The organism is Brucella pituitosa (assembly GCF_965577835.1).
Classification (GTDB): domain Bacteria; phylum Pseudomonadota; class Alphaproteobacteria; order Rhizobiales; family Rhizobiaceae; genus Brucella; species Brucella pituitosa.
In genome coordinates this window covers 1,032,475-1,054,897 of the sequence record NZ_OZ264093.1, presented here as the reverse complement: position 1 = coordinate 1,054,897, position 22,423 = coordinate 1,032,475, and the positions used below count along the sequence as shown (strand labels likewise).

Genomic DNA, 22,423 nt, shown 5'->3' with positions numbered 1-22,423 from the left:
CGATAGTAACCAGCTTAGGTGCGCTTCATTGTCATTGCTGGACACGATAGGCGTTGCTGGTCTTGTTTGGTTGCGGCAGGTCGGATTCGAACCGACGATCTCTTGGTTATGAGCCAAGCGAGATGACCACTTCTCCACTCCGCATAATTCTTCTTGATGAAACTGGTCAAGGTGGCAGGGCTTGAACCTGCGGCCTCTCGGACCCAAGCCGAGCGCTCTACCTGCTGAGCTACACCCAGATGAAGATTGGCGAATGTGGCTGGAATCGAACCAACATCGACGGTTTTGGAGACCGTTGCTTTACCATTAAGCTACACAAACATGAATTGATCGGCGGGGAGGCACTGGCTTTATCTTGCCAACCTCAACCCGCCGTATCCCGTCTGCCGGAGGAGAAACGGCGCCGGGGATTGTTACGCCCGGTTCATCACTGACCGAGCGTCTGTCGCTGGCATCGGCCTGTGCGCACAGAACGTGGAATGAATTGGAAGATTGCCTTCCCACTATTACCAACGTTCTGGCGGTTTGAATGGCCACTCACTTTTAAAAGTCTTCGCGATCCAATCTTCCAAGCATGTCGCGCAATGTTAGAAGCGATGTATGAATGAGTGCCCGACCAGCGCCAGTTGCGGCGTGCTTGTGCACAATATCAAGCGTTGCCCCAACCTCTGCGTACGTCTTTCCATCAATACAAGCCAACTCGAACGGCTCACAAAGATAGCCAAGCGCCGATTGTAGTTTAGCCAACTTGCGTTTCGCATCTATCATATCGTTGACGGGTGCATCGCCTTTCCATGGCTTCGGTACGTTGGTGTAACCGCTTTCCGATTTGTCAGAAGTCAACTGCGTCTCAGAGTCGGTAATGCTTTTCTTGCGGGACGGGATATCTACGCTGGCAGCCGTGGATTGCCTGACATGCTTGTAGGCGATGCTTCCATTCGGGCGAACATGTATATGGCGATCAAGAGCCATTCCTTCGCCCAGCGTCACAGTTGCCCCTCCCAGTAGCGCATTGCTTTTTGCTGCGGTGTAAATGCGGCGATACATCATTGCGTATTTTAGAAGGTCTGTATTGCCTTCCCTGATCAAGGCTGTTGCCAATGGCCAAGCGATGTTGTCGTTTGCAGCACGGCCATCCCAATCGCTTCCAATTCCTTGCCGTTTATTGATACGGCGACGCAACTTTGCCAAAGCCTTTACTTCACGAGCACGTTCAAGCCGCATTTGCTCCCTCGCTGCCTGCCTTTGCTCTGGTGCGCGTTCTGGGCTGTGTGACCCATGAATGGCACTGGTCATGATATGTGGCTTTAGATTAAGCTGCGTCATTGATGTTCTCCTCGTGCGGTTTTGGTTGGTTATCGTTCGAAGCTTCCAGCAGCCAGCCTTTAACCAGCCTCACTGCCTGCTCTGCTGCATCGTCTTCGGTGATTGCCCTGACGACCACGACGGGAAACCCAAGAGCATCAAGCAACGGATGACGGGTTATCTGGCTTGGTTCGAGTTTGGCCTTGCCGACCTTGTTTTCAATCTGCCGCAGCACACCACCGTAGAGATAGATCCGGACGTCTGCTTCTCCCGGCGTCAGCCCTGCAGCTAATGCCTCGGCTCTCGCCTTGGGGCCGCGCTTGGCTGCGTTTTGATCTCCAGCCAGTGTGAATGTTCCTGGCCTCACCTCGCGCGCGGTGTGCGCGTATTCTGGCAATCTGCGTAATGCCCGGACCTGTGCAGCTTGCAGTTCCCACTCCAGAGGCAGGGCTGCCTTTGTGGTCACCTTGCCATTGCGTGTCGTGATGATCGTTCGGACGCCATTGATGCGCACGGTCTGGGTTGTGGCTTTTGGCTTTGTTGCAGATTTGGTGCTGGTTGCTGGTCTGGAACTGAGCTTGCTTGAACTGAGCTTGCTGGATGACGCGCATTTCAGCGCACGTCTTCGTGTCATGGTCTCTCCTCGTGTTCATGGTGCGTCAGCTTGGTTTGCTGACAATTCACATCATGGTGGGAGTGACACGTCGGTCAAGCGTCGACCGGGATAATTTCAACCAACCTCAACTCAGGTTGTATTTTACCATCCTTCAAAGTGCGTAAAGTGCGTAAAGTTCCAACACTGCAACATTACGCGCTGCGCGCTCAAGTGCGTAATCATCTATAGAGGATTGATTACGCACCTTAAGCAGCGTGCAAATGCGTAGAGTTGATGCAGAAAAAATCAACTCTACGCACAACTTTACGCGTTACCTATGGTTGTATTTTGATTGTGACAGTGGGTTGCAATTAGGGCGGCGGGAGGTCGGCTTTACATCCGCAACTCCCGGAGATTAGAGCAGAGACTACGCCTTATTGATTTGACTGATTGCAAGGTTCGTTAACTTGCTATTGGCCGCTTTTTCCTGATCAAGTATCTCACTCAGCAAAGTGTGAGCTTCGGTATAACCAAGCTCCTTTGCCCATTCCCGCAGCGAGCCATACCTCGAGATTTCATAATGCTCAACGGCTTGACAAGCAGCCAGAAGACCTGCGTCAAGCGCTGTTCCGCTGGCTTTTTCCATCAAGCTGTCGGCTTCCTTTATCAACCCCTCGATGGCGTCGCATTTTTCAGCGCTCGGCTTCATTTTGAGGTATTTGAACACCTCATTCAGGGTAACAATCTGCCCTTTTGTTTCCTCTAAATGCGCTTCTGCGGCCGCTTTTAGCTTTTCATTTTTAACGGCCTTGGCAATTTTAGGCAACGCTTTGGTAATCGCGTTTTCAGCGTAATAAATGTCCTGCAACGTATGCTCGAAAATATCAGATAGCGTTTTCATACCGTCCTCCTGACTGTAAGGGTAAAACGTGCCATCTGCGTATAAGTTCCTCGGGATAATTCGGCGTTGGAGTTGTCTGCAAGATTCGATGGCAAACACCCGCAAAGCTTTGCGGTTAGATGAGATATTCAAGAAAATGTGCCAACGGTCGTCGCATTGCAGCCTTATTTGCTTTCTCGCCATGGAAGGCGCATGGTCATTATCACGACAGCAATTGAAACGGGCGCTGTCGTCAGAGGGGCGAACCCCTAGCCCGCAACAAAGGAGGACGTCATGTCTTCCACCCACTTGGATGCCCGCAACATTACCATGATTTCCCGCCTTCTCAGGAATGCCCGCGAACCCGGCGACACGCAAGATTTGCGCACGGGTGCGGCGAGATATCTCACGCGCCGTTTTCAGGAAGGCACCTTTGATGAAGTTCGCCTTCGAATTGCATTGAACCTGTTCATCAAGCAGCATCAAACAATGACAAAGGCCGTTGATCGCTGGCATGATGAAGGCGGAGCAGTCAAATGCAAAAAACAATGACCCTTTCGTTTCCAAACCCTAGCCGAAGTTTCGATGACTTGGAGATGGGGGTGCGCTTCGTCGGCTACGATGGAATGACATCGGTTCCGTTCCTAGTTGAAAAAACCGCACTGGAGAAAAACGGGGCTATCGCCGCGACGGAATCGTCACTTCTCGCTGCATTCGACGCGTCTCGGAGACTTATTTACGACGTTGCCCGAGAAGTTTATTCCAGCGCTCGCCAAACTTCCTATCGGATTTCGGCGGAAGATATGGTGTAGATAGTGCTGCAGACGAAAAAAGCGGAGCTGAAGCCCCGCTTTCTTACCCCTAGTTGCTAGCGCTTTTGCTCGACCCATAGAATGGAATCTGGGTCAACTCCAAGCTGCCGTGCGACACTGATAGCCTTGCCCTTTATTTTCTTAGTCAACGTAGGCTGACGGGACAGTACCCAGAAATACTTTTCTGGTTTGTCTCCTGCCACGATTGACCATTGGTACTTTCTATCCAGCGCCACGACGTTATAATCGCCATAAAACGGCCCGAAAAACGAAACCTTCAAAGCACCCACATCTGAAGCACCTGCGAATTTCGCCTTCCCTGTAGCGCTCCTGAAGGCACCTTTTTGCGGGTCATAGCCCGCGTTCACCACCTTGATCGTCCCATCGGTGTTCGTCGAATATTGAGCGGTTGTATGGGTCATGCCGCGCTCAAACCGGTTTTCGATGCGTCCAAGTTCGTACCATTTTCCAAGATAGCGTTCAGCATCAAAGCCACTTACTGCTTGGACCTGCGACGGTCGACCGGTCGTTTTACATGCTGTTAATGCCCCTGCCAACAAGGTGAAGGCCAGGAGTGAGAGAAATCTCTTTTTCATTATTCCCACCAGGTAAGATATCAGCATCGAGATAATGCTGAACCTAATATTTGGTTCCCATTCGCACTAAAACGCCGGCCGCCTTTTTACACCGCTCTGACAAACGTCGTCATACGTCGTTGGATCGGGTCTCGTTCTTCGACCTTCTTCAGAAAGCCTTCCGCAAAGAGCGCCTTGGTTATGACTCCGGCACGTTTCTTGTCGGATTCTTCATCAACGTCCAACTGCAGAGCGTAGGCCACTGCTAGCCCGACCCATTCCTTAGCGTTAGGTGCTTGCTTATACATCCCGCCATTAACGGCACCACGGATGGCCTCGCGCTGCGCTTCTGTAAGTTCGTCTGCAATGTCCTCGCTGGTCGGCCAAGTCCAAGCGATAACGACCGGCGCATGATCCTGCGGCTTTGTCAGCCCCTGCCCGTTGCCAAGCGCAACACTCTCCAGCTTGCGCCAATCAGCCTTGTGCGAAAGAGGTGCAAGGTTAGCCTTCCCGTATGTGACAGAGAAATACGCAAACCGATCCATTGACCCCATCCCTGCGTCTTTGGCTTGCGCTTCAGACATGCGGTTGAGCACACGCACGGAGCGCGCAGCACCGATAAGAGAGACTGCTCCGCGAGCGTCTTCCACCGTAGCTTCCCGATCGCTCACCTTGCGTAGATGATGCACGATATCGATTGAGCAGTTGGTCCGGTCAGCGACCTGCGCCCAGAGCTTGGCAACCTTGTCGATTGCGCCATTGTCGTTTTCATTGACCTGGTGCGTCGACACGAACGGGTCAACAATCATCACGTCAATGCCAAGCTCAGAGATGGTTTCAACGACAGCTTCAACAACGGGCTCCTGAATGCGCACGCCTTTCTTGTCGTCGATCGCTATGACCAGTTCCTGCTCGCGGCCTGTGTCTAGAAACAGATGCCCGTCGATATCAGCAGGCTTCAGATTGAAATGAATGCAGGCTGCCATGATGCGGCGCTCAAGCTCGTCGCGTGGATCTTCGGCATTGAACAACCAGACCTTCAGACGCTTCGGAGGCTTCGTGCCATTGAGCGCTTTACCCGAAGCCATGGCCAGCGCCTCGACGATGCTGTTCGCAGTTTTGCCAAGACCACCCGGCGCGACTGTCACTGAAACATACTTGCGAATGAAGTGCTTACCAAACGCAAACTCGCGCCGTGGAAGCGTCGCCGGGTCTTTCCATACGAAAGGGGTTGCGATGATTGCGCGTTTATTTTCAGTGGCTTGCTCCGGCTCGCTTACAGATAAATCGAAGTCCGCAACTTGCTCGGCAATAACGTCAGTGCGCGCCTCCGCTTTCGCCAAGCCGTTGGCAATCATGCGGCTGATATCGACCAGACGTGTGTTGTCGTTGTCATTCTGCGGCACGCTGCGTGGGCTGCGTGCACCAGCAGCCAGGCCGTTGTCGATGGTCTTCACGCAGCGCGGCCAATCTCGGCCCCAACCTCTGGCAACATCTTGTAGCAGCGCGCGCGCTTCGGATTCCGCCAGTGCGCCTGCCCCGACAAAAGTGCCCAAACGGAACGCAGCGTCGTTCAGACGGTTGTTGCGGTTACCCATCGGTTCAAGCGCAAGATCGTCCAGCTCTGATTGAACTGCACGCTCGACATAACGGTCGTTGATCTTGCCGCTAACAGACGGTGCCGCGGTGTAAGTGCTTTCGTATGAGCGTGGCAGCACCAGCTCCAGCAACCAGTCTGGCGCGTCGACCGGCTCTTGCTCAGACACCCAGCGATAAGGCAGGCCAACCTCCGGCACGCTTCCGGCCGCAATGACATAACCGCCGTCACCGCGAACATCGACGCCGGAGCCAAGCGCGCCGCGGTTGCGAACGCCCTGTCGATGACGAAAGAAGTAGTGACGGCCTCCACTCGTGGTTTCTGCGGTCAGGGTTGCAGGCAGATCGCCGTGTTCGGCCTCCAACACTGCAAGCGTCTCGTCGCCGCCGTGTTTCGGATCAATATCAAGAACCCATGCACCAATAGGCGCACCTGTTGGCACGCCGATCATCGCGGATGGATTGCGGCGCCAGTATTCACGGACGATACGCTCGTTGAGCGTCGCACCACGGAACCCGTTGCTCGTAAGCGGGGTCTTGATGGCGAGGATCTCAATGCACCCATCTTGATCGACATATTCATCGTCACGGTGACGGCAAGGAAAGACTGGCCAGTTTTGCGCTTGATACGACAGCGCTACGTCGAGCATTGGGTCTTCTTCGACAACGGATGTGATGTTAGTATGCATGTTTGTTTCCTTGGAGAAAACCAATGAACGAAGCCAGATACAGCATTCGAGAAATGCCAGACGGAACCTGGGCCGTTATTGATAAAGTGACGGAACAAGTAGCCGAGCTCGGCGGTAACGTTCAAACCGGGTTTGAGCAGTGGCAGGCCAACTATACCGCTGGCCTACTCAACCATCTCTATGCGGAGGGCCACAGCGTATTGCTGCAGTGATTGTCGTTGGCTGCTTTCGGCATTAACCGCTCGATTCGCTCGCCAACCCATCGGAACTTGGGAACGGCCCAGCTATTGCCTAATGCCTTGTAGCGCGGCCCATCAGCGGCCATTTTCTTTCCGACAGGGATATTCGTGTATCCATCTGGAAAGCCCTGCAGGCGTTCGCATTCTGTTGGCGTGAGGCGGCGGACGGCCCAAGATGTTATGACTGCATGACTATGAGCAGCTTGAAGCGTGAACGCTGGATCACCTATTTCACCGATCCCAACGCCCTCACGGTTTGTGTTCGAAGTGTCGGCTCCGCGTAAGCCCATCTGTGTGTTAAGAGGTGCGCAGATAGATATCGGCGGAATGCCAGTATCTATTGGTCCTGCCTTATCACCGTAAACCAGAACATCGGACTGCCTGGCATCGAATGCTATGGGGATGAAATGACCAGCTGCGGCGCCTTCTGGCCTACCGCCTGCGCCACCCGTGAAACTGTCTTTGCAGATAGCGCCAGCAACCGCGATCATCGTCTCGGTTTCATAATCCTGTCGGCCCATGCCACCGGCATTTAGGCAGTGAGAGACATCGCCGGACGACGAGACTGCCACATATGCGTCGCTATCGTCCCTCAGGGAGCAATTGCTCTGTGCTCTAAGGCTTGGCGCAACATCTCTGGTAAGGCTTTTCTGCGAGCTGCGGCGCGGCGGAGTATTCCCTGACAGGCTTTTGCGCTCAAATAGAACCGCTGCGGGATCTGCCCCGTTTCCAAAATCTGCGATAACGATGACACGCTTGCGTCGTTGGGCCAATCCGAAATATTGAGCGTCGAGAAACCGCCAAGCGGCCCGTGCCCGTGGCCCGGCAACCATACCTGCGTTGGGCCATTTGTGCCCGTCTGGCGGCAGCAAGGTATCATCTGCTCCGACAAGTCCTGCCAGGAAACATCCGAATGCGTTGTCTTTGGTCGATATGACGCCGGGGACATTTTCCCAGACGGCGTTGCGAAGTCCATTTCCTGCTGCAAGCTCATGTGCAAGCTCCACAAAGGCTAGGGTTAAGTTGCCGCGTGCGTCTTCAAGCGACCTGCGCGCGCCCGCAATAGAGAATGCCTGACAAGGTGTGCCACCGCAGAGGATATCGACACGACCGAGTGCGGATGTGTCGATCTTTGTGAAATCTCCAAGGTTCGGCACATCTGGATAATGATGCGCCAGCACCGCCGACGGGAATTTCTCAATCTCGCTAAAAGCAACCGCCTGCCAGCCGAGAGGGCTCCACGCAACCGAAGCCGCCTCGATCCCGCTGCAGACTGAAAGAAAGCGCAGCGCGTTGTCGTCGTTGTCGTGTTTCATCAAAACGGCGCCTTTCCTAAAATGGAGCTTCTTTAAGAGCTTCCCGCATCCCTCGCCCGCAGCCCTCCCATGCGGCTTTCACCAGCATGCGTGCTTCCAGCTCGTCGCACTCAGCAAGGTCGGTTTTGCCTATGGACCCAAGGAAGGCCCCGACTGACTCAACGCCGGCATCAAGAGCGCGCAGTTCGTACGGATCTAGCCTGCGGCGGGTACGGATATGCTCGGCAATGTCTGCGCATTCCTTGCATAGCCAGCGGATCGGCTCTTTGTGTTCCTGGACGCCGAGGCCCACAGCCCTGCGAAGGCAGATATGGCATTGATCTGGATGGCTCATGCTGCCACCCTCCCCTGCAAATCTTGATTGTCGTTTGCCGCCACATACTTCTCAGACTCGTTGCCCCATGAAGACCAGCCCGGCCACGCTTGACGGGCGAATAGTTCGAGATAAGGACCATCAACTAGCTTCTCGATGCGCCCGTATTGCTCATCCGGCTTGCGCGAATGCTCGCGGCGTGGAGCTTTGATAAGAGAGCGCACGCCCTTCGACAGACGGCGAGGCTTACCGCGCTTGAACAGATGACAGATTTCGACTTCCTGCCGTGTCCAATAGCCCATGCCCATGCGGCCTTTGTCCCATACAAAAGCAACACTGACAGGTTTGAATCCCCACGCAGCAGCCACATCGATTGCAGCGGCCTGCAGGTGCGAAACCGTCCACATGAATAACAAACAGTCGCGAGCGCATACCTGTTCGACAGGCAGCGCTTTGATATCGTCAAGTGACATCACGCCGTAAGGCTGACGGCCTCGTGCCGGTGCAACGTCTTTTTTTCCGTATGTTCTGAAAGACCATGGCGCGTCAGCAAGGACGCAGCCGAAAGGCCCGCTGGGTAGCGGTGCATGCATTCATTCTCTCCTCGTGTGTGGTAACCCGCCAGTTGGTGGCTGGCGGGGTGTTGATCGTCGTTCGAATTTCTGCCAATCAAAGCCTAAAGGGTGGTGGCAGATGAAATTATTGGGTTGGGCGCTTGTCGCGCTGTTCGCGGTTTGGTTGACAGCTTTTGTCGGTATCAAAATTTATGATTTGGGTTGCGCTGCAGATTCATATGCATGCGTCACAGAGACCTTAATTTGGCTGCGCAAGTTAGTTCTTCTCGAGTGGGCGTCGAAGTGGCAGACTCTCATTGCCGGAATATGTGCGCTATTCGCTGGTGCCTTTGTAATGTTTGCAGCCAACAGGACTGCACACATTGCGCGTGTTAACGACCAAGAGGCACGAAAGCGCCAATCAACTATCGCATGTAGCCTGATATCTGATGAGTTCAGAGATGCAGCTTATCAGATAGCTCACTATGCTCCCGACCGGGCCCGTGACTATTTTCCCTCAACTTCGGCGTATCTTCCCTCACTTTCTCTCATAAACCCAATGCTGTCCTCAATCATCAGCGCAACCAAACGTGATGCGCTACTGCACATAGAGGACAGCTTGGCAAAATTGCTGTACGGCGGTGTTTCTCCGATTGCTCAACATCAGGAGGCGGCAAAATGTTACGTAATCTGGAGGATATTGTTCCACATCTCTGAGAATATGGAGGATGACGGCACATACGATTTATTCAACGAGGGAAGCATACCAGCCAAGGAACTAAAAAACATATTAAGCGGCCTCGCCGTGTCGCCCCGATCGCTTACAGGTCTCAGTGGTTTTTTTGACTGGTCAAAGTAGCCCTCACCGCGCCACCCGTTCTTCCCGTACCGTAAACCCCGGCACCTGACGCATACCGGCGCGTACGGTTTCCTCGGCCATTGCCTGCACAACAGCTTTGAATCGCTCCGGCGCACGGCCATATGCCCAATCAAGCGCGACGCCTTCGTCAACCAGATCGCAATGCCACACCGAGCGCAGGCCAGTGCCAGTCGTGGCCGCCTTGTCTTCGCGTTTCGCCCAACGGTCAGATTGTTTGGCTTCCTTGACCAGTTCCTCGGCCTGCTCGCGCGCTTCCAGATTGCCAGCGCTCGCCTGCATGGCTTCCTGCGCCTCGCGGATTACGCGGTCCGCTTCCTCACGCGCGGCTTTAGCCGCAGCTTCCTTTTCAGCAGCAACCTTATTGCGCCATGGAGTCAGCAGCCCTTGCAGCACTTCCTTGCCAAGCACGACCTTGCCCTTGCCTGACGTCTTGGTGTTGCCGATCAGCTTATTGTAACGCGCCTGGATTTCAGCTTTGGCGTCGTCGTGCGGCTTAGCTTCAGTCTTGCGAGCGGTATCGGCACGGTTGCCAGCATCATGCAGCTTGTCGTGCAGTTCGGTCACGGCATCAGCGAGAGCCTGATTGTCGATCGCTTCGCCGTCCGCGAAGTTCTTCGCCTCGTCGAACAGGTCTTCGATTTCCTGCTTGATCTCTTCATACGGGGAAGTCGGCGGGTTGTTGTGGCCCGGCTGAACTGCGGTTCTGGCGTTGTACGGATCATATGTATCTGCGTCGATATTCTTCATGTTTTCTCCTCGTGTGGTTTTGGCTGGTAAGGCCTGGTAATGCTCATTGTGGTGGGGTCGACAGCGGGCGCAACAGGAATCTAAAGTAAATGTAACTTTTACTTGCAGGTCTCAGATGTTACGGTTGTATCGCGTATTGGCTTCCGGGTGGGGGCGCCGTACGCAGTCGCTCTGACGGCTCTCGCTGCAGGGCGACTTTTTTGGTTGCGGCACTAACCATTTGCAACTGCAACAAACTGTCATTTCGGAATTCATCGCTCGTACCTATTTAATGTCGGCATCCTGTTCGCAGGACGGCACCCGTATCGCGCAACCCAAGCCCCCCGCCCAAAGCGCGATACGGGTCTCAAAATGGAATTTCGTCGTCCAGAAGCTCTGAAAGACCTATCGACATATTGTCGTTCGCATGCTCCGGAACATTGTCGTTGTCTGCTGCTACACCTGCCCGCACGTCTTTCACATTCCAATATTTGCCGTTTGGCACAACGCTGATTTCGTCGGTGGTGAGCAACTCGCGCTGGCGTTCGAGCCACTCCATGACCGTTTTAGGGAAAGGTCGCTGACCGCCGTGCTGCGTCCACCATCGATGCGCCTTGGTTTGTGCGAAACCAGTATGCTGCGGGCAAAGCCATTCATTGATCTGCGTATAGCCTGCGATGTAGCTGCACTTCACCGACGGCGGCTTGTCGCCCTTTCCTTCGTGGAAATGAAACGTCCTACCGGTTACCTTGCGCCATTCTGCTTCGGCGGTGCTGACAATCGGAACGTCGGCGGCCTGCCGTGTTAGCTTCTCATCCTCATTCGGCGGGAAGTCATATCCGCAGCACGGGCACTTCATGAGCGAGATGTGCACCTTCTCACCGCAACCGACTGCTCCGTTGTCGTCTGGCACTGTCGGGCAAATCTTGATTGGCGGCTCGCCGTTGCCAGCACTCGGAGCTTTCGGCTCAACCATGTCGACAGGCCCGTGCCTGTCTACGAGTTTCGCGAAATCCAGAACGAGGCAATTCTTCTTCAGTCCTGCACTGATAGCAGCTAGCCGCTCCTCAACGGTATCCAGAGGCGCACCTACCTTATAGAGCGGACGAGTACCACGACCCGCCATCTGGACATACAAACTCAAAGACAGAGTCGGGCGCATAAATGCAATTAAATCAACGCCCTTATGATTAAATCCTGTTGTAAGAACTGAATTGTTCGTTACGCACTGGATACGGTATGACTTGAAGTCCTCTAGGATGCGGCGACGTTCTTCCTTTGGCGTGTCGCCTGTTACGGCTTCACAGGAAATGCCACGAGATCTGAACACGTCGCGCACGTCCAGCGCAGCCTTTACGCCGGCACAGAAACAAAGCCACGAACGACGGTCTGCGCCCTTCGCGATGATCTCAGAAACAACCGCGTCATTAAGGTCAGTTCGATTGATCGCTTCTTCCAGTGCACGCTGCTTGTAATCTCCGCCAAGACGCCCGACGCCTTTGACGTCGTATTCTGTAGCCGTCGGCTTGCTGGTGAGCGGGGCAAGGAATCCGTCACGGATACCGTCAGCAACGCCGTAGGTGTAGACGATCTGGTCAAACAGGCGATCTGCGCCCTCATCCAGGCGACCGCTATCCAGCCGATAAGGCGTCGCAGTCAGTCCGAGGATCTTCATATCCGGGTTGATTTCGAGCAGCGCATCAATGAACTTGCGATACATCGTATTGCTGTTGATTGGGATGAGGTGGCACTCGTCGACCATAAGCACGTCGACATGCCCGATTTGCTCCGCCTTGTTGTGAACAGTCTGAATTCCGACAAACACGATCTGACTGCGCGCATCACGACGACCCAAACCAGCTGAATAGATACCTGCAGGCGCGAATGGCCAGACGCCAAGCAATTCCAGATAATTCTGTTCGATCAGCTCCGCGACGTGGGTGACGACCATCACTCGCATATCAGGCCATCCTTCAACGAGCCGCTGGATCAACGACGCCATAACCAACGACTTGCCGCAGCCGGTCGCAAGATCAACAAGCGGATTGCCTGCCTCCTCTTGCCAATAGTCGAATACGGCGTCTATTGCTTCTGACTGGTAGTTTCGTAAGGTTAGCATGTTGGGGGCGTCCTAGTGTCAAAGTTCAAAATTACAGTGCAGCCTGAGGCAATGGATCAACCATCTAAGGTTCTAGCCCTACTGGCCAATGCCGAGAGACTTGGTGAAGCTGATCTAGCTATCCGGTGTAGAAAGAGGCTGTTCTGGCTTGCAGGAAGAGATCATGAAGATCCTTTAGAGCAACGTTTCTGGGAAATGATCGCCGCATACGAAGACCTGTTGACCAAGAAAAATGGCCGTAAAACTCTTGCTAACCGAACCCGTAAGAAAGTTGCGGCGAAGGGTGTCGTGGAGACAATTCGATCATGGGTTCACGGACGAGAGACAACTGGATTTGAAGTTTTGATCGAAGCAGGCTTTCCTGAACTGACTGGTGAATACATAATACTCGAGCTGCCGGATCGTTTTGAAAAGAAAGACTGGGAAGCAGCGATAGATCGTCTGGGTGACTATGACATTGATATCCCAGATGCCTTCGCTTCTCATGTTCATTTACTTGGCCCGTGACCATCCACCCAAACCTCTCCCGACTTCATCCTGTAAGTTATCGTCTCAGCGTCCTCGTCGACATCGATCTGCTCGCCATTCACCATGCCCGGCAGGTACAAGTGCGCCGGGCAGCCGTCACGCTGTTCGTCGATTGACAATGGCTTTGCCCATCGCGCACATGAGATATGGCAATCTCCGCCGCTTTCTGGCTGAGCATGAAGGCAGGTTCGGCAATTCACACGCGGCTGTGCATCGTGATGACAGACCGTTTTATGCTTGCAGAACATGCATCCAAAGAACTCCGGGTTTTCGCTAATCCTGCTCGGAGGCATGTCCGAAAACACGATGCGTTCGCAGCGCGCGACCAGTCGCAGGCAGAATTCCAGATCGTATTCGATGCGCTCGGAATAAAGGCTGTCGCTGTCCTTGCACGACACCAGATAAAGGCAGCGGCTTAAACTGAAGGCATGCATTCCAAGCTGGCACTGCGCATAGTGCAACGGCTTTGCTTTCTGGCATCCATCCTTAACAATCAACGCGAAGCCCTTGGCATTGCTCGATTTAAACTCTAGCAGGTGCTCTGTCTTCGACGCCTCCGGCACATTCATTGCCTTACCGTCACACTTGCCGCGCACGAATCCAGACACTAGCCGGATCTTGTCTTGCTGCCCGTACACGTCGACGCCGATACGCTCGAGATCAGCGACCAACCGGTCTTCCTCGATGTTGCCCGTTTCAAACAAGCGCAGCTGGCGGCCGCTGTGCACCTCGTGGGCGGAAGCCCACCTGAAGCCATACCAAAGCGCCCTGTCGCATTCTGTGCCAGCCTCGCCCACGCTGATGCCCCACGAGTCCCAGGATTTCGCCCGGGCCTCGTAAGCAGCATAGATCGCGCCGACGGTTGTAGATTGTGGTTTGGGGAGTGGTGCCATTGTCCTACACGCGCATGGGCATAAGGACTGTGCGAAAGCCCGGCCGACCGGCTGACGTGATCAGCGCAGGCGAACCGGAGTCCGCCATCGACATCGTGATTTCATCCGCACCAAACGCCGCCATCAGATCGGTGACATACTGACCGTTGAAACCGATCGTCAGAGGCTCGCTGCTGAAGTTGACTTCCATCTCCTCAGTTGCGTCGCCGCGATCTGGATTAGCAACATTGAGCGTCAGAGCATCCGAAGCAAATGAGAAGCGAACTGCCTTACCGCGCTCACTGGCGATAACAGACGTGCGGCCGACAGCTTCGCGCAGTGCTTTCGCCGACAGCGTAGCGACACGCTCCGATGGCTTGGGAATAACGCGCTCGTAATCTGGATATGTGCCGTCGACTAGTTTCGACACGATGACAGTCGAACCGCTTTCGACCATCACTTTGTTCGACGACAACGAAACGGACACAACTCCGGCCGGCAGCAATGACAGAAGTTTGTTAGGAAGAATGACCGACGCAAACGTCGCCTCCTGCTCAATGCGTGTCGACGCAAGGCGATGACCGTCTGTTGCCGTGGCAACGATATGGCCGTCCTTGGCTTCCAGAAATACGCCGTTCAGGTAATAACGGGTTTCTTCTGTGCTGACAGCGAATTGCACTTCTTGCACGAGTGATGCCAGATCGAACTCGATCGTGGTGTCGAAGCTTCCGTGACTGAAGGACGGGAAGTCAGCGGCTGGCAGCGTGTCCAGCTTGAAACGGCTCTTGCCAGATTTAACGATCAGATGATTGCCGCCGGATTCCAAGCTAATGTCACTTGTGGCGCGCTTCGCAATATCCAGAAGTAGCTTACCTGCAACCGTGACAGTGCCGTCCTGGCTATCCAGAACCGGCAAGCTGGTGCTGATTTCCAAGTCAAGATTGGTGCCTGTGATGCTCAGCTGTCCTTTGTCCGCGAACAAGAGCACGTTGCCAAGGATTGGGATTGTCGTTCTGGCCTCAACTGCCTTTGTCACTGTCGACAAGGCGTGCGCAAGCTGCGCTCGGTCAAGCGTTACCCGCATGGGCTTCTCCTCGTGCTGGTGGTTTAGGCGCGGCTGGTGACCGCGCCGTGGTTGGTTTAGGCTGCTAGAGGCCAGCCGTCTTCGTCAAGCTCAGGCGGAACAAATTCGATGCCATTGAGATCGGCAAGGTGGTTCAGCAGCGCTTCGGCACTGCCCGGCATGTTATCGTTGGCCGGTTGCACCCATGGTTCGCTTTCGGCATCGTCAACAGTCAGTGCCTCGATCGCCGCCTCAATGGTGAAGGGCTTGTCCTCATTACCCAACACAACCTTGTCACCATACGCGCCGCCGATCTGGTCTTTCAGATCTTCCCAAGTTTCAATTTTCACACCCCGAACGGCCAAGGCAACTTTCATAATGTCGCCTTTGCCTATCGTGTAGCCACGCTGTTGATACTTCAGGACGCGTGTAGCTGACGCGAGTGGATAGCGAGTGCCAGCATTGAATTTCAGAAAGCGCTGGCTGTTGTGCTTCAGAAAGTCAGGATGAAAGGTAAATCCGGAATCTGGGCTGTTGGCGCCTGCATCCAGATCCACCGCGCCCATGCAGATGGTGAAGTCAAAAGCGTCAAAAATAGACAGCGCACTTGGGAAGAAGTCAAAATACATCAACTGAGCAATATTGTTGCTCCGGTCAGTAAAGGTAACGGCGCGCTTACTTGCAGCCACACACCAAAGGCCCTCCTCATATGCATCATAAACAGCTCGCTCGAATGCGCAGCGAGATTTGAAATACAAGTCAACGTCATTGATGTCAGTCCCGGTAAAGACGCTTGTGACTGCGCCACCAGCAACAAACGCACCGTCGAAGCGTATCGGAAGCGCACCATCGATCTGTCTGCGCTCGGATTCGTAAGCCATACAAAACTCCTCGTGTTCGGTTCGGTGGGCTACCGGCGCGCTAGCACCGGCAGCTTGTTGGGCCTTTACTTAGACCAAGGACGGCTGCCCGCAGCTTTTGCAGGCTGCGCTGGCTTGTTGTTGTTTGCCGCTGCAGGGCGGTTGTCATTGGCTGGTCGCTGCGCTGCCGCCGCAGGCTGTTGAGCGTCAATGCTCGGCTCTGGCACGTTGTTTTCGTCGGGATAATAGAATCTGACGATTTTATTACGTTGCGCATATCCTTCTTGTGGTTTTTCAAGACCAACTTTTGCTGTAAAAGCGACGAAGTGAAGTTCCTCGCTGTCTTCCAACTCTGAGATGCCGATAGCCCGGCAAAGGCTCCCAAGTTCCCTTTGGCCAATCTCTTGAGCGGTTGGATTGGCGTTCTGGATATTGATGTTCGCAAAAATCTTACGTCCAACATGTGGATCAGGCTCAACGACGTCATACGTTAATTTGAGGATTGTTCCCGTCCCCGCCTTAGTTGCCGCGACTTCCGATGCGGTGACTTCAAGGCGATAAACACCTAAAGGTAGAGTTGAAAAATCTTGTGGTGCGGTATCGACAGATGTCGCGTCGAATTTAGTTCCTAATTGGGCCATATCAGGCTCCTCGTGTTTTTAGTGGTGGTTGGTTGTCGTTAACTGTCATCGCTAACGATGGTTGGAAAGGCGCGGTGAGTTTTGCGCCTTTCGATAGGTTATCGCGCCACCATAAAGGCTGCATATTGTCCAGCGCCCAACAGCGCTTGAAATCTATGTCTTCTGGCTCTTCGTAATTGAATACCGATCGAGGGATGATGTGGTCGATGTGCCAGCCGTTTTGTCCGTAGTTTTGCCAAGACATACCGGGAAGAAAATTGCTTTCCAGGTGAGCCATCAAATCTTTGACGGAATATCCGACTAGTTTTTCCCAACTTCGGCCAGCCTTATTGCCTTGAACGGCTTGGTAGATACTCGACGACATCACATCGTCCAGCCTTCCTTTTGTCGTTAGCCGTTTACGCTCTTGAGTTTTGCGTCCGTGCTCTCGTGATTTCTCCCGATTGTCCCTATTCCATTTCGTAGCGCGGTTAATAATGGCGGCCCTGTTCAAGTGATAGTAATCACGATCAGCCTCCTTTTTAGTTCTATATGTTTTCTCGGGTTTCGGGACATAGTGCGCTTCATGATATGACTGGTTATATGAGCGAATACGGTCCTTATTTTCCGCCCTCCAATTTGCTGAGGCCGCATTAACGGCTTCCAGGTTTTTTAATCGATAGTCGGCGTTATAAGAGTTGGTGCACCCCTTACATACGCTTCGGACGCCATGCTTACCGGACTTCGATTTGGAGAACTCATGTACGGGCTTCACCTCCATGCACGCTGTGCAGGTTTTCATCTGCACCTCGCATTCGCTCATTGTTTATGCCGCATCTTCTTGCTGCTCCGGTGTATTGTCACTGTCAGGCGCTAAAGCATTGCGCTGGAAGTAATAGTCCAGCGCCTTGAAACCTTCGCCGCGCTTAAAAGGAAGGGTGGGCTTTTCGATGTCATATCTGTTGCCAGAAATGAACCCAGGCCTCTCCTGTACAGCGATTAGCATGTCACCGCCGCCCTCGCCTCGGGTGTTTTTCTTATTAAACCCCACATCTTCCTTACGGATGGAAACGCGCTGATGCAGAAAGCCAATCAGGTCGGCTGCATCCACCACGATGCCGATTGCATCATCCCGTAGATTTGGCATGTATCGCGGATAACTATCAGTAGTTACACCGGGCACGGTCTTTGACTTCACGTGCGCTATGACAACTACATAGAACCCGGCCTCTTTTAGCTGCATCACCTTGGCAATGAATTCGTGCCAGATTCCCGACGCTTGCGTGTATCCCTTGCCGTAAGGAATATCCTCAATGCTGGCTACCTTGTTTTTGGCGCACACTTCGGCAAAGATATGTTGCTCCAGCCCGTCAGCAGAATCCAAGATGAAGGTCTTGCGATCATGTTGCGCGTCCAGCATCCAGTCAGCCTGTTCCATCACGTCGCGATAGGATTCAGACACGCCGAAAGACTTCATTGTTACACCTGCAGGCGCGCGTTCTCCCTTGCCGGTACGGACATAAAGCGGCGCAGGGAACTCGCTCGCCAGCGTCGTCTTTCCTGACTTAGCGCCAGCATAGAAGACGCAAAACGCCGGTTCATTTTCATTGGTATCATCTGGGATACCGTCGTTCCAATTCAGAGCCATAAGTAACTCCTCGTGTGTGGTTAGTGGGTAAGTTGAATTACGATCATCATGGCCAGTAGGATCAGCGAGCCTATCAGCCAGACTGGCGCCGATGTGGCTAGCGTGGGGAGCCGTGGGTAGGTCATTGGCCACCCCACAAATAAAGCAGACCGTAGAAAGGCAGCACTGCGTTCCAGAAAATGAGCCCTGCCACGATCAGCAAGAATCCAAGGGTAAAGCCGGTCAGAGCCAGCGAACGAGCAATCTTGCCGGTGCCATTACCGGCTGGCGTGACCACGTTCACGACAGCACCCATGAGTAAAAGCCAATGGCCAGCGCTAAAGCCGCGACAACTAACAACCCTTGGACGAAGCGATCGCCAAGGCCCAACGTAGTTTCGCTGGACAACTGCTTTTCTGTGAAAATGCGGTCGTCCTCAACGACGTAGTCTTTGAAGGGACTCATAGGCTGGCCTCCATCTCGTCAAGCCGCTTTCGTGCATCAGAAATTGTGAAGCACTTACGGATCATTGAAGCGCGCGTTCCGACCACAATGAAACCTATGATCGCGCCGACCCATTGCAACGCTACGCTCTGCAATAGGATTCCGATGCCGATCAGCGCTAAGAAAAGAGCGAACGTGCTGGCATCACGCAGCCAAGATTTAAGCACGGTTTCATGAATGATGATGACTTGCTGCGGCTTGGCTTTTGCGGGTTCCGGCCCGCCGGCCTCATTATCAGATCTGAGCATAATACCTCCTCATTCCCCGCCGCGATTGCAGCGGGGCTGGCTGGTTTATCGGTGGGATTTGCTGGTTAGGCGGCAGCTTGCACGTCGGTGGCCTTGAGCACGATCGGCACCTTCTTACCTGTATCAACCCAGACGTAATCACCGTGACGAGCGATCTCGAAGCCGTACCCCTGATTTGTTTTCAGGAGGGTAGATTTGATTGCGTTGGTTACGTCAGCGGCATCGAATGAGAGCTTGACCGTTAGTTCTGACGTGTCCTGCTGCGCGGCAACCGGTGCAGCCGCCTTGACAGGCTCGTCGACCCATTCGGCGATGAGGTCAATCGCATCTTCTTCTTCAACAGCAGTCCCATTACCGCGCCAGAGACTTGCTCCGAACACGCCACCTCCTACTACGTCAAACAAATCATCGCGGTGGACATATCGGCGCATCGGACCGACCTTACGGCCGTCACGCGTCCGGTAATATTTGCCTGCTTCGATTTTCAGGGCAGGTTTGCCGGTTGCGCCAGCAACGGGCAGAAGTTCGAGTCGATTCTCATAAAGCCCTTGCTCGGCAACTCCTGCATCCCATTTGATGTAATAGAATGCGGGTGAAAACGTGATATCTATGCCGATAATTTCGCCGGTTTCTCCAATATTTCTGCCGCCTCTGTCGTCAACAACTTGGACCCGGTCACCCACTTTAAATTTACCCATCAAGCTACTCCTCGTGTTTTGGTGTTTTTGGTCAGTTTCACGCCCTTGGTGAAATCGACCGGAATGACATTGGCTTCTTCTGTTCCGATCTCAGAGCCATCACCGCCCTCACCATCTTTGGCCGGTGGTTCGACTTCGAAGCGCGAAACCTCGATCGTCCCAAGGCCAGTACCTGGTATCCAGAACCGCACTGTGAGGAACATGCAGCCGTCTCGATCGCCGATAATGATCCCCTTCCAGCCTGTCAGCTTGTGGGTCACAATTGAGCCGGGCAGATCCCAGCAGTCACCGCATTCGCAAGTCACGCTGCACCCCGCTTCGTTCTGCTGAAGGAAACAGGAGCGTTCGAAACATACCGACCATCTTTAAGGACGGCACTGTCTCGGGCATGCAGCTTCTGCGAGGCGGTTCGATAAGGCTTGCGGTTTGTCGTGTCCCGCTCACCAGTCCGCGTGAATTTGGTTTGGTAAGCCTTGTGGGGCTCACGCAGGTTATGAGATTTCATTGATATTCCTCCTGTCAGGAGGTTGATCTGTGGCCTGCACATGCGGGCCAACGTTGCTCAGGCTGCGATTGCGCCCGGCTGTTCGTAATTGTCGTTCGCGGCTTCCAGCGCACGGATGCGTGGCATTGCGATATAACTGACGCAGTGATTGGCCGTGGACCACCCACCGTTCGAAACGCACCGCACAACAATGCGGTCGGCAGTAGATTTTGGGATCGGTCGGCGGAGAATTGAAGCTACCGTCGATCTGGGCAGGCTAAGCGCATTTCCAATTTCAGTCGGGTTAGCGCCCACCTCGTGCATGCGATGCACTTCTTCTATGGTTTCATAATCTTTCATGCTCTCCTCGTGTGTGGTGTTGGTTGACAAATGGCTTTGGTGAAGCCATCTGTGATCCTGCGCGGGGTGGTACTCGCGAAGGAACCCCCGGTGTAGAAGTGGCGCAAGCCCTCCTCGTGTAAGCCGGGGTATTACGAGGACGGCGGAGCAGCGGGTGGTGCCGGCTCACAACGCCGTCCTATAAATCTCTCGGCATTCAAGAATGCCGAAAGCGCCACTGACCCTATTCAGGTCAGCAGCGTCCCTGTTATCTCTACGGCGGCGCCACAACGAGAGCCGGTTCGCTTCTTTCGGCGGAATTGGTCATTTGCTCTCTCCTCAGTTTCAATTGCGCTTCAGCGCGGCTTCTATCTATTGAGTGCCGATATCCTTGGGAGGATGTTCTCTGGCATCATGAGGTAGGCCCTCCTTCGAACTATCCGACGTCTTATGCGCCGGTTGATGACACCTATATATGACAGATTCGCATCTATGTCAACACTTGGTGACATTTTCGCACGTTACATTTTCACAACAATATGCGAAAAGAGCAACATGGACAAAGAATTCGCGCAGCGCCTTCGTTTGGCGCGTGACCTTAAAGGAATGAGCCAGGCTGACCTCGCCGCCCTTATTGGGCGCGACAAGTCGTCGATCAGCCTTTTAGAAAGCGGGAAACGCGGAGCCAACGTGGACTTTGTTGCCCGCTTGGCTCGTGCGCTTGATCTGAACGAAGATTGGCTTGCCTTTGGCAACGGCGAAATGACCTCGTCATCAGCTAAGCCGATTGCTGATACTTTTACACCTGCACCAATCCCCGGCGATCAGTTGGTCAGCCAAGAACGCGGCCTGCCCGTTTATGCAGCTGCGAAAGGTGGCGATGGTCATGTCATCATCACCTTTGATCCAATCAGCTATATGAAAATGCCAGCCGTACTGCAGGGCGTTAAGGGCGGTTACGGACTTCTACTGTCTGGGGAATCAATGGTTCCGGCCTATCGCCCCGGCGAAACTGCACTCGTAAACCCGAATTTGCCGCCAGTTCGCGATGAAGACGTAATTCTTTATCATACGAGCGCAATGGATGAGAACGAAGCGATCATCAAGCGACTCGTCGGCTTCAATGACCGCGAATGGATGCTGGAACAGTATAACCCGCATAAGGAATTCAAGGAATTTCGCGCGGATTGGCCGGTCTGTCATCGCGTCGTTGGCAAGTACAACACCCGCTGAAATTAGCCATTAGCAACAGCTTCAAGCGCGCTGTCTGGAACACGCCCGATGGCGACGATGATCTGTGTCTCATTATTCCATCTATATAACGCAAGTACGGCTGGCTTTTCGCATGCCAAGCGATGAGCCAGTCTCAGCGCATGATCCTCTGTATCTACCTGGATCGGAGCATCAGGAATCACACCCCATCTGCACGCAGTAAATCCTTGAACAACAAACAGCGGATACATGGCACCTCACACACTTAACTCTTGAATTATGATTCCATCATAAAGAGAACATTTCAAGAACATTCTTCATAATTAGTTAACCCTGTGGATTCTGTATATGTGTATTTGTCATCGATCGTGTTGACATCCGATGACTGATAAGCATATAAGGGTGACAGAACAGCACGAAGACAGCCTCACCAGCTTGATCTGCTGAACCAGCCAAACACGAGGAGACACCTATTATGAACGCTAAGACCCCGAGAAGAAGAAGATCGCCAGCACCTCGAAAGAACGAAGTAATCGGCGGCGGATTCTTTGTATTCCGCCGCGGCAAACTAACCGGCCGCGTCAGCGTAGCCACTACCCTACCGTATGAACACGGCTCGTTTGAGCAAGCACTGGCGGAGGCAACGCGCCTCGCCAAGTTGTGCCCCGGCGAAACTTTTGAAGTTTTCCAGACAAGCGGCGCGATTGCGACCAGTAATGAAGCGCTCGTAGAAGCGCTGCCTGCCAGCGTTGAGCAGGAGGCTGCATAA

General features: G+C 53.8%; 31 protein-coding genes and 2 tRNA genes. 8 read left to right on the top strand and 25 right to left on the bottom strand.

Going from position 1 to position 22,423, the window contains the following annotated elements; genetic code table 11:
- Positions 1 to 67 precede the first annotated feature (67 nt).
- Together ACSME1_RS16180 and ACSME1_RS16175 are read right to left on the bottom strand one after the other, a co-directional pair.
- Positions 68 to 144, bottom strand: a tRNA-Met gene (locus tag ACSME1_RS16180).
- 19 nt (positions 145 to 163) lie between these two features.
- Positions 164 to 239: transfer RNA gene (locus ACSME1_RS16175), tRNA-Pro, on the bottom strand.
- 116 nt (positions 240 to 355) lie between these two features.
- Here ACSME1_RS16175 and ACSME1_RS16170 point away from each other — a divergent pair.
- Positions 356 to 529 (top strand): hypothetical protein, encoded by a 174-nt coding sequence (locus tag ACSME1_RS16170; RefSeq protein ID WP_435655012.1) that lies wholly within the window; start codon positions 356 to 358, stop codon positions 527 to 529.
- 14 nt (positions 530 to 543) lie between these two features.
- On the opposite strand, the gene ACSME1_RS16165 is transcribed toward ACSME1_RS16170, so the two are convergent.
- The 3 genes from ACSME1_RS16165 to ACSME1_RS16155 form a co-directional block, all read right to left on the bottom strand.
- A complete protein-coding gene (locus ACSME1_RS16165) occupies positions 544 to 1,326 on the bottom strand; it encodes a hypothetical protein (RefSeq protein ID WP_435655011.1) in 783 nt (260 codons plus the stop codon).
- On the bottom strand, positions 1,313 to 1,939 hold the full coding sequence (locus ACSME1_RS16160) for a VRR-NUC domain-containing protein (protein WP_435655010.1): 627 nt from the start codon (positions 1,937 to 1,939) through the stop codon (positions 1,313 to 1,315). Before ACSME1_RS16160 ends, ACSME1_RS16165 begins: the two co-directional genes overlap by 14 nt.
- A 388-nt stretch (positions 1,940 to 2,327) precedes the next feature.
- Positions 2,328 to 2,801 (bottom strand): ferritin-like domain-containing protein, encoded by a 474-nt coding sequence (locus tag ACSME1_RS16155; protein WP_435655009.1) that lies wholly within the window; start codon positions 2,799 to 2,801, stop codon positions 2,328 to 2,330.
- A 273-nt stretch (positions 2,802 to 3,074) separates the two neighbouring features.
- On the opposite strand from ACSME1_RS16155, the gene ACSME1_RS16150 reads away from it, so the two are divergent.
- Both ACSME1_RS16150 and ACSME1_RS16145 read left to right on the top strand, forming a co-directional pair.
- Complete coding sequence (locus tag ACSME1_RS16150; RefSeq protein ID WP_100557186.1) at positions 3,075 to 3,332, top strand: hypothetical protein; 258 nt, start codon at positions 3,075 to 3,077, stop codon at positions 3,330 to 3,332.
- Positions 3,317 to 3,592 carry a DUF1488 domain-containing protein gene (locus ACSME1_RS16145; protein ID WP_425427564.1) on the top strand — a complete coding sequence of 92 codons (276 nt, stop codon included), beginning with the start codon at positions 3,317 to 3,319 and terminating at the stop codon, positions 3,590 to 3,592. Before ACSME1_RS16150 ends, ACSME1_RS16145 begins: the two co-directional genes overlap by 16 nt.
- 56 nt (positions 3,593 to 3,648) lie before the next feature.
- Here the strand turns inward: ACSME1_RS16145 and ACSME1_RS16140 are convergent, their stop codons facing one another.
- Positions 3,649 to 4,188 (bottom strand): lipocalin family protein, encoded by a 540-nt coding sequence (locus ACSME1_RS16140; protein WP_435655008.1) that lies wholly within the window; start codon positions 4,186 to 4,188, stop codon positions 3,649 to 3,651.
- An 86-nt stretch (positions 4,189 to 4,274) separates the two neighbouring features.
- On the bottom strand, positions 4,275 to 6,452 hold the full coding sequence (locus tag ACSME1_RS16135; protein ID WP_435655007.1) for a bifunctional DNA primase/polymerase: 2,178 nt from the start codon (positions 6,450 to 6,452) through the stop codon (positions 4,275 to 4,277).
- A 23-nt stretch (positions 6,453 to 6,475) separates the two neighbouring features.
- On the opposite strand from ACSME1_RS16135, the gene ACSME1_RS16130 reads away from it, so the two are divergent.
- Entirely contained in the window at positions 6,476 to 6,664 is a 189-nt protein-coding gene (locus ACSME1_RS16130) for a hypothetical protein (RefSeq protein WP_007878742.1), read from the top strand.
- Here the strand turns inward: ACSME1_RS16130 and ACSME1_RS16125 are convergent.
- Genes ACSME1_RS16125 through ACSME1_RS16115 form a run of 3 tightly spaced genes read right to left on the bottom strand, consistent with a single transcriptional unit; the run spans position 6,631 to position 8,913 of the window.
- On the bottom strand, positions 6,631 to 8,007 hold the full coding sequence (locus tag ACSME1_RS16125; protein WP_435655006.1) for a DNA cytosine methyltransferase: 1,377 nt from the start codon (positions 8,005 to 8,007) through the stop codon (positions 6,631 to 6,633). The genes ACSME1_RS16130 and ACSME1_RS16125 overlap by 34 nt on opposite strands.
- Positions 8,008 to 8,023: 16 nt before the next feature.
- Positions 8,024 to 8,341, bottom strand: a complete 318-nt coding sequence (locus tag ACSME1_RS16120) for a DUF6511 domain-containing protein (RefSeq protein ID WP_435655005.1) — start codon at positions 8,339 to 8,341, stop codon at positions 8,024 to 8,026.
- Entirely contained in the window at positions 8,338 to 8,913 is a 576-nt protein-coding gene (locus ACSME1_RS16115) for an MT-A70 family methyltransferase (protein WP_435655004.1), read from the bottom strand. Before ACSME1_RS16115 ends, ACSME1_RS16120 begins: the two co-directional genes overlap by 4 nt.
- Positions 8,914 to 9,013: 100 nt before the next feature.
- Here ACSME1_RS16115 and ACSME1_RS16110 point away from each other — a divergent pair, with 100 nt between their 5' ends.
- Positions 9,014 to 9,733, top strand: a complete 720-nt coding sequence (locus ACSME1_RS16110) for a hypothetical protein (protein ID WP_435655003.1) — start codon at positions 9,014 to 9,016, stop codon at positions 9,731 to 9,733.
- Between the two features lie 3 nt (positions 9,734 to 9,736).
- On the opposite strand, the gene ACSME1_RS16105 is transcribed toward ACSME1_RS16110, so the two are convergent.
- Both ACSME1_RS16105 and ACSME1_RS16100 read right to left on the bottom strand, forming a co-directional pair.
- The gene (locus ACSME1_RS16105; RefSeq protein WP_435655002.1) at positions 9,737 to 10,501 is read right to left on the bottom strand and encodes a hypothetical protein; all 765 of its coding nucleotides are present in this window, start codon (positions 10,499 to 10,501) and stop codon (positions 9,737 to 9,739) included.
- A gap of 346 nt (positions 10,502 to 10,847) precedes the next feature.
- Complete coding sequence (locus tag ACSME1_RS16100; protein ID WP_435655001.1) at positions 10,848 to 12,599, bottom strand: DEAD/DEAH box helicase; 1,752 nt, start codon at positions 12,597 to 12,599, stop codon at positions 10,848 to 10,850.
- 15 nt (positions 12,600 to 12,614) lie between these two features.
- Here ACSME1_RS16100 and ACSME1_RS16095 point away from each other — a divergent pair, with 15 nt between their 5' ends.
- Positions 12,615 to 13,106, top strand: coding sequence for a hypothetical protein (locus tag ACSME1_RS16095; RefSeq protein ID WP_435655000.1), 492 nt, complete (start codon positions 12,615 to 12,617; stop codon positions 13,104 to 13,106).
- Here ACSME1_RS16095 and ACSME1_RS16090 read toward each other — a convergent pair.
- The 12 genes from ACSME1_RS16090 to ACSME1_RS16035 form a co-directional block, all read right to left on the bottom strand.
- On the bottom strand, positions 13,088 to 14,020 hold the full coding sequence (locus ACSME1_RS16090) for an oxidoreductase (protein ID WP_435654999.1): 933 nt from the start codon (positions 14,018 to 14,020) through the stop codon (positions 13,088 to 13,090). The two genes, ACSME1_RS16095 and ACSME1_RS16090, sit on opposite strands and share 19 nt — an antisense overlap.
- A 4-nt stretch (positions 14,021 to 14,024) precedes the next feature.
- Positions 14,025 to 15,083 carry a DNA polymerase III subunit beta gene (dnaN, locus tag ACSME1_RS16085; RefSeq protein WP_435654998.1) on the bottom strand — a complete coding sequence of 353 codons (1,059 nt, stop codon included), beginning with the start codon at positions 15,081 to 15,083 and terminating at the stop codon, positions 14,025 to 14,027.
- Between the two features lie 56 nt (positions 15,084 to 15,139).
- Positions 15,140 to 15,943 (bottom strand): hypothetical protein, encoded by an 804-nt coding sequence (locus tag ACSME1_RS16080; RefSeq protein ID WP_435654997.1) that lies wholly within the window; start codon positions 15,941 to 15,943, stop codon positions 15,140 to 15,142.
- 65 nt (positions 15,944 to 16,008) lie between these two features.
- A complete protein-coding gene (locus tag ACSME1_RS16075) occupies positions 16,009 to 16,563 on the bottom strand; it encodes a DUF669 domain-containing protein (protein WP_435654996.1) in 555 nt (184 codons plus the stop codon).
- A gap of 1 nt (position 16,564) precedes the next feature.
- The gene (locus ACSME1_RS16070) at positions 16,565 to 17,365 is read right to left on the bottom strand and encodes a hypothetical protein (RefSeq protein WP_435654995.1); all 801 of its coding nucleotides are present in this window, start codon (positions 17,363 to 17,365) and stop codon (positions 16,565 to 16,567) included.
- A gap of 3 nt (positions 17,366 to 17,368) precedes the next feature.
- The gene (locus ACSME1_RS16065; protein ID WP_435654994.1) at positions 17,369 to 18,190 is read right to left on the bottom strand and encodes an ATP-binding protein; all 822 of its coding nucleotides are present in this window, start codon (positions 18,188 to 18,190) and stop codon (positions 17,369 to 17,371) included.
- Positions 18,191 to 18,311: 121 nt separating this feature from the next.
- A complete protein-coding gene (locus tag ACSME1_RS16060) occupies positions 18,312 to 18,485 on the bottom strand; it encodes a hypothetical protein (RefSeq protein ID WP_435654993.1) in 174 nt (57 codons plus the stop codon).
- Positions 18,470 to 18,634, bottom strand: coding sequence for a hypothetical protein (locus ACSME1_RS16055; protein WP_435654992.1), 165 nt, complete (start codon positions 18,632 to 18,634; stop codon positions 18,470 to 18,472). Before ACSME1_RS16055 ends, ACSME1_RS16060 begins: the two co-directional genes overlap by 16 nt.
- Positions 18,631 to 18,921, bottom strand: coding sequence for a hypothetical protein (locus ACSME1_RS16050; protein ID WP_396996233.1), 291 nt, complete (start codon positions 18,919 to 18,921; stop codon positions 18,631 to 18,633). Before ACSME1_RS16050 ends, ACSME1_RS16055 begins: the two co-directional genes overlap by 4 nt.
- 65 nt (positions 18,922 to 18,986) lie before the next feature.
- On the bottom strand, positions 18,987 to 19,619 hold the full coding sequence (locus tag ACSME1_RS16045) for a hypothetical protein (protein ID WP_435654991.1): 633 nt from the start codon (positions 19,617 to 19,619) through the stop codon (positions 18,987 to 18,989).
- Positions 19,619 to 19,924, bottom strand: a complete 306-nt coding sequence (locus ACSME1_RS16040; protein ID WP_435654990.1) for a hypothetical protein — start codon at positions 19,922 to 19,924, stop codon at positions 19,619 to 19,621. Before ACSME1_RS16040 ends, ACSME1_RS16045 begins: the two co-directional genes overlap by 1 nt.
- A 257-nt stretch (positions 19,925 to 20,181) precedes the next feature.
- A complete protein-coding gene (locus tag ACSME1_RS16035) occupies positions 20,182 to 20,463 on the bottom strand; it encodes a hypothetical protein (RefSeq protein ID WP_094544775.1) in 282 nt (93 codons plus the stop codon).
- Positions 20,464 to 20,997: 534 nt separating this feature from the next.
- Between ACSME1_RS16035 and ACSME1_RS16030 the strand changes: the two genes are divergently transcribed.
- The gene (locus ACSME1_RS16030; RefSeq protein WP_435654989.1) at positions 20,998 to 21,675 is read left to right on the top strand and encodes an XRE family transcriptional regulator; all 678 of its coding nucleotides are present in this window, start codon (positions 20,998 to 21,000) and stop codon (positions 21,673 to 21,675) included.
- A 2-nt stretch (positions 21,676 to 21,677) separates the two neighbouring features.
- On the opposite strand, the gene ACSME1_RS16025 is transcribed toward ACSME1_RS16030, so the two are convergent.
- A complete protein-coding gene (locus tag ACSME1_RS16025; RefSeq protein WP_435654988.1) occupies positions 21,678 to 21,905 on the bottom strand; it encodes a hypothetical protein in 228 nt (75 codons plus the stop codon).
- Between the two features lie 224 nt (positions 21,906 to 22,129).
- Between ACSME1_RS16025 and ACSME1_RS16020 the strand changes: the two genes are divergently transcribed.
- Positions 22,130 to 22,423, top strand: a complete 294-nt coding sequence (locus ACSME1_RS16020) for a hypothetical protein (RefSeq protein ID WP_435654987.1) — start codon at positions 22,130 to 22,132, stop codon at positions 22,421 to 22,423.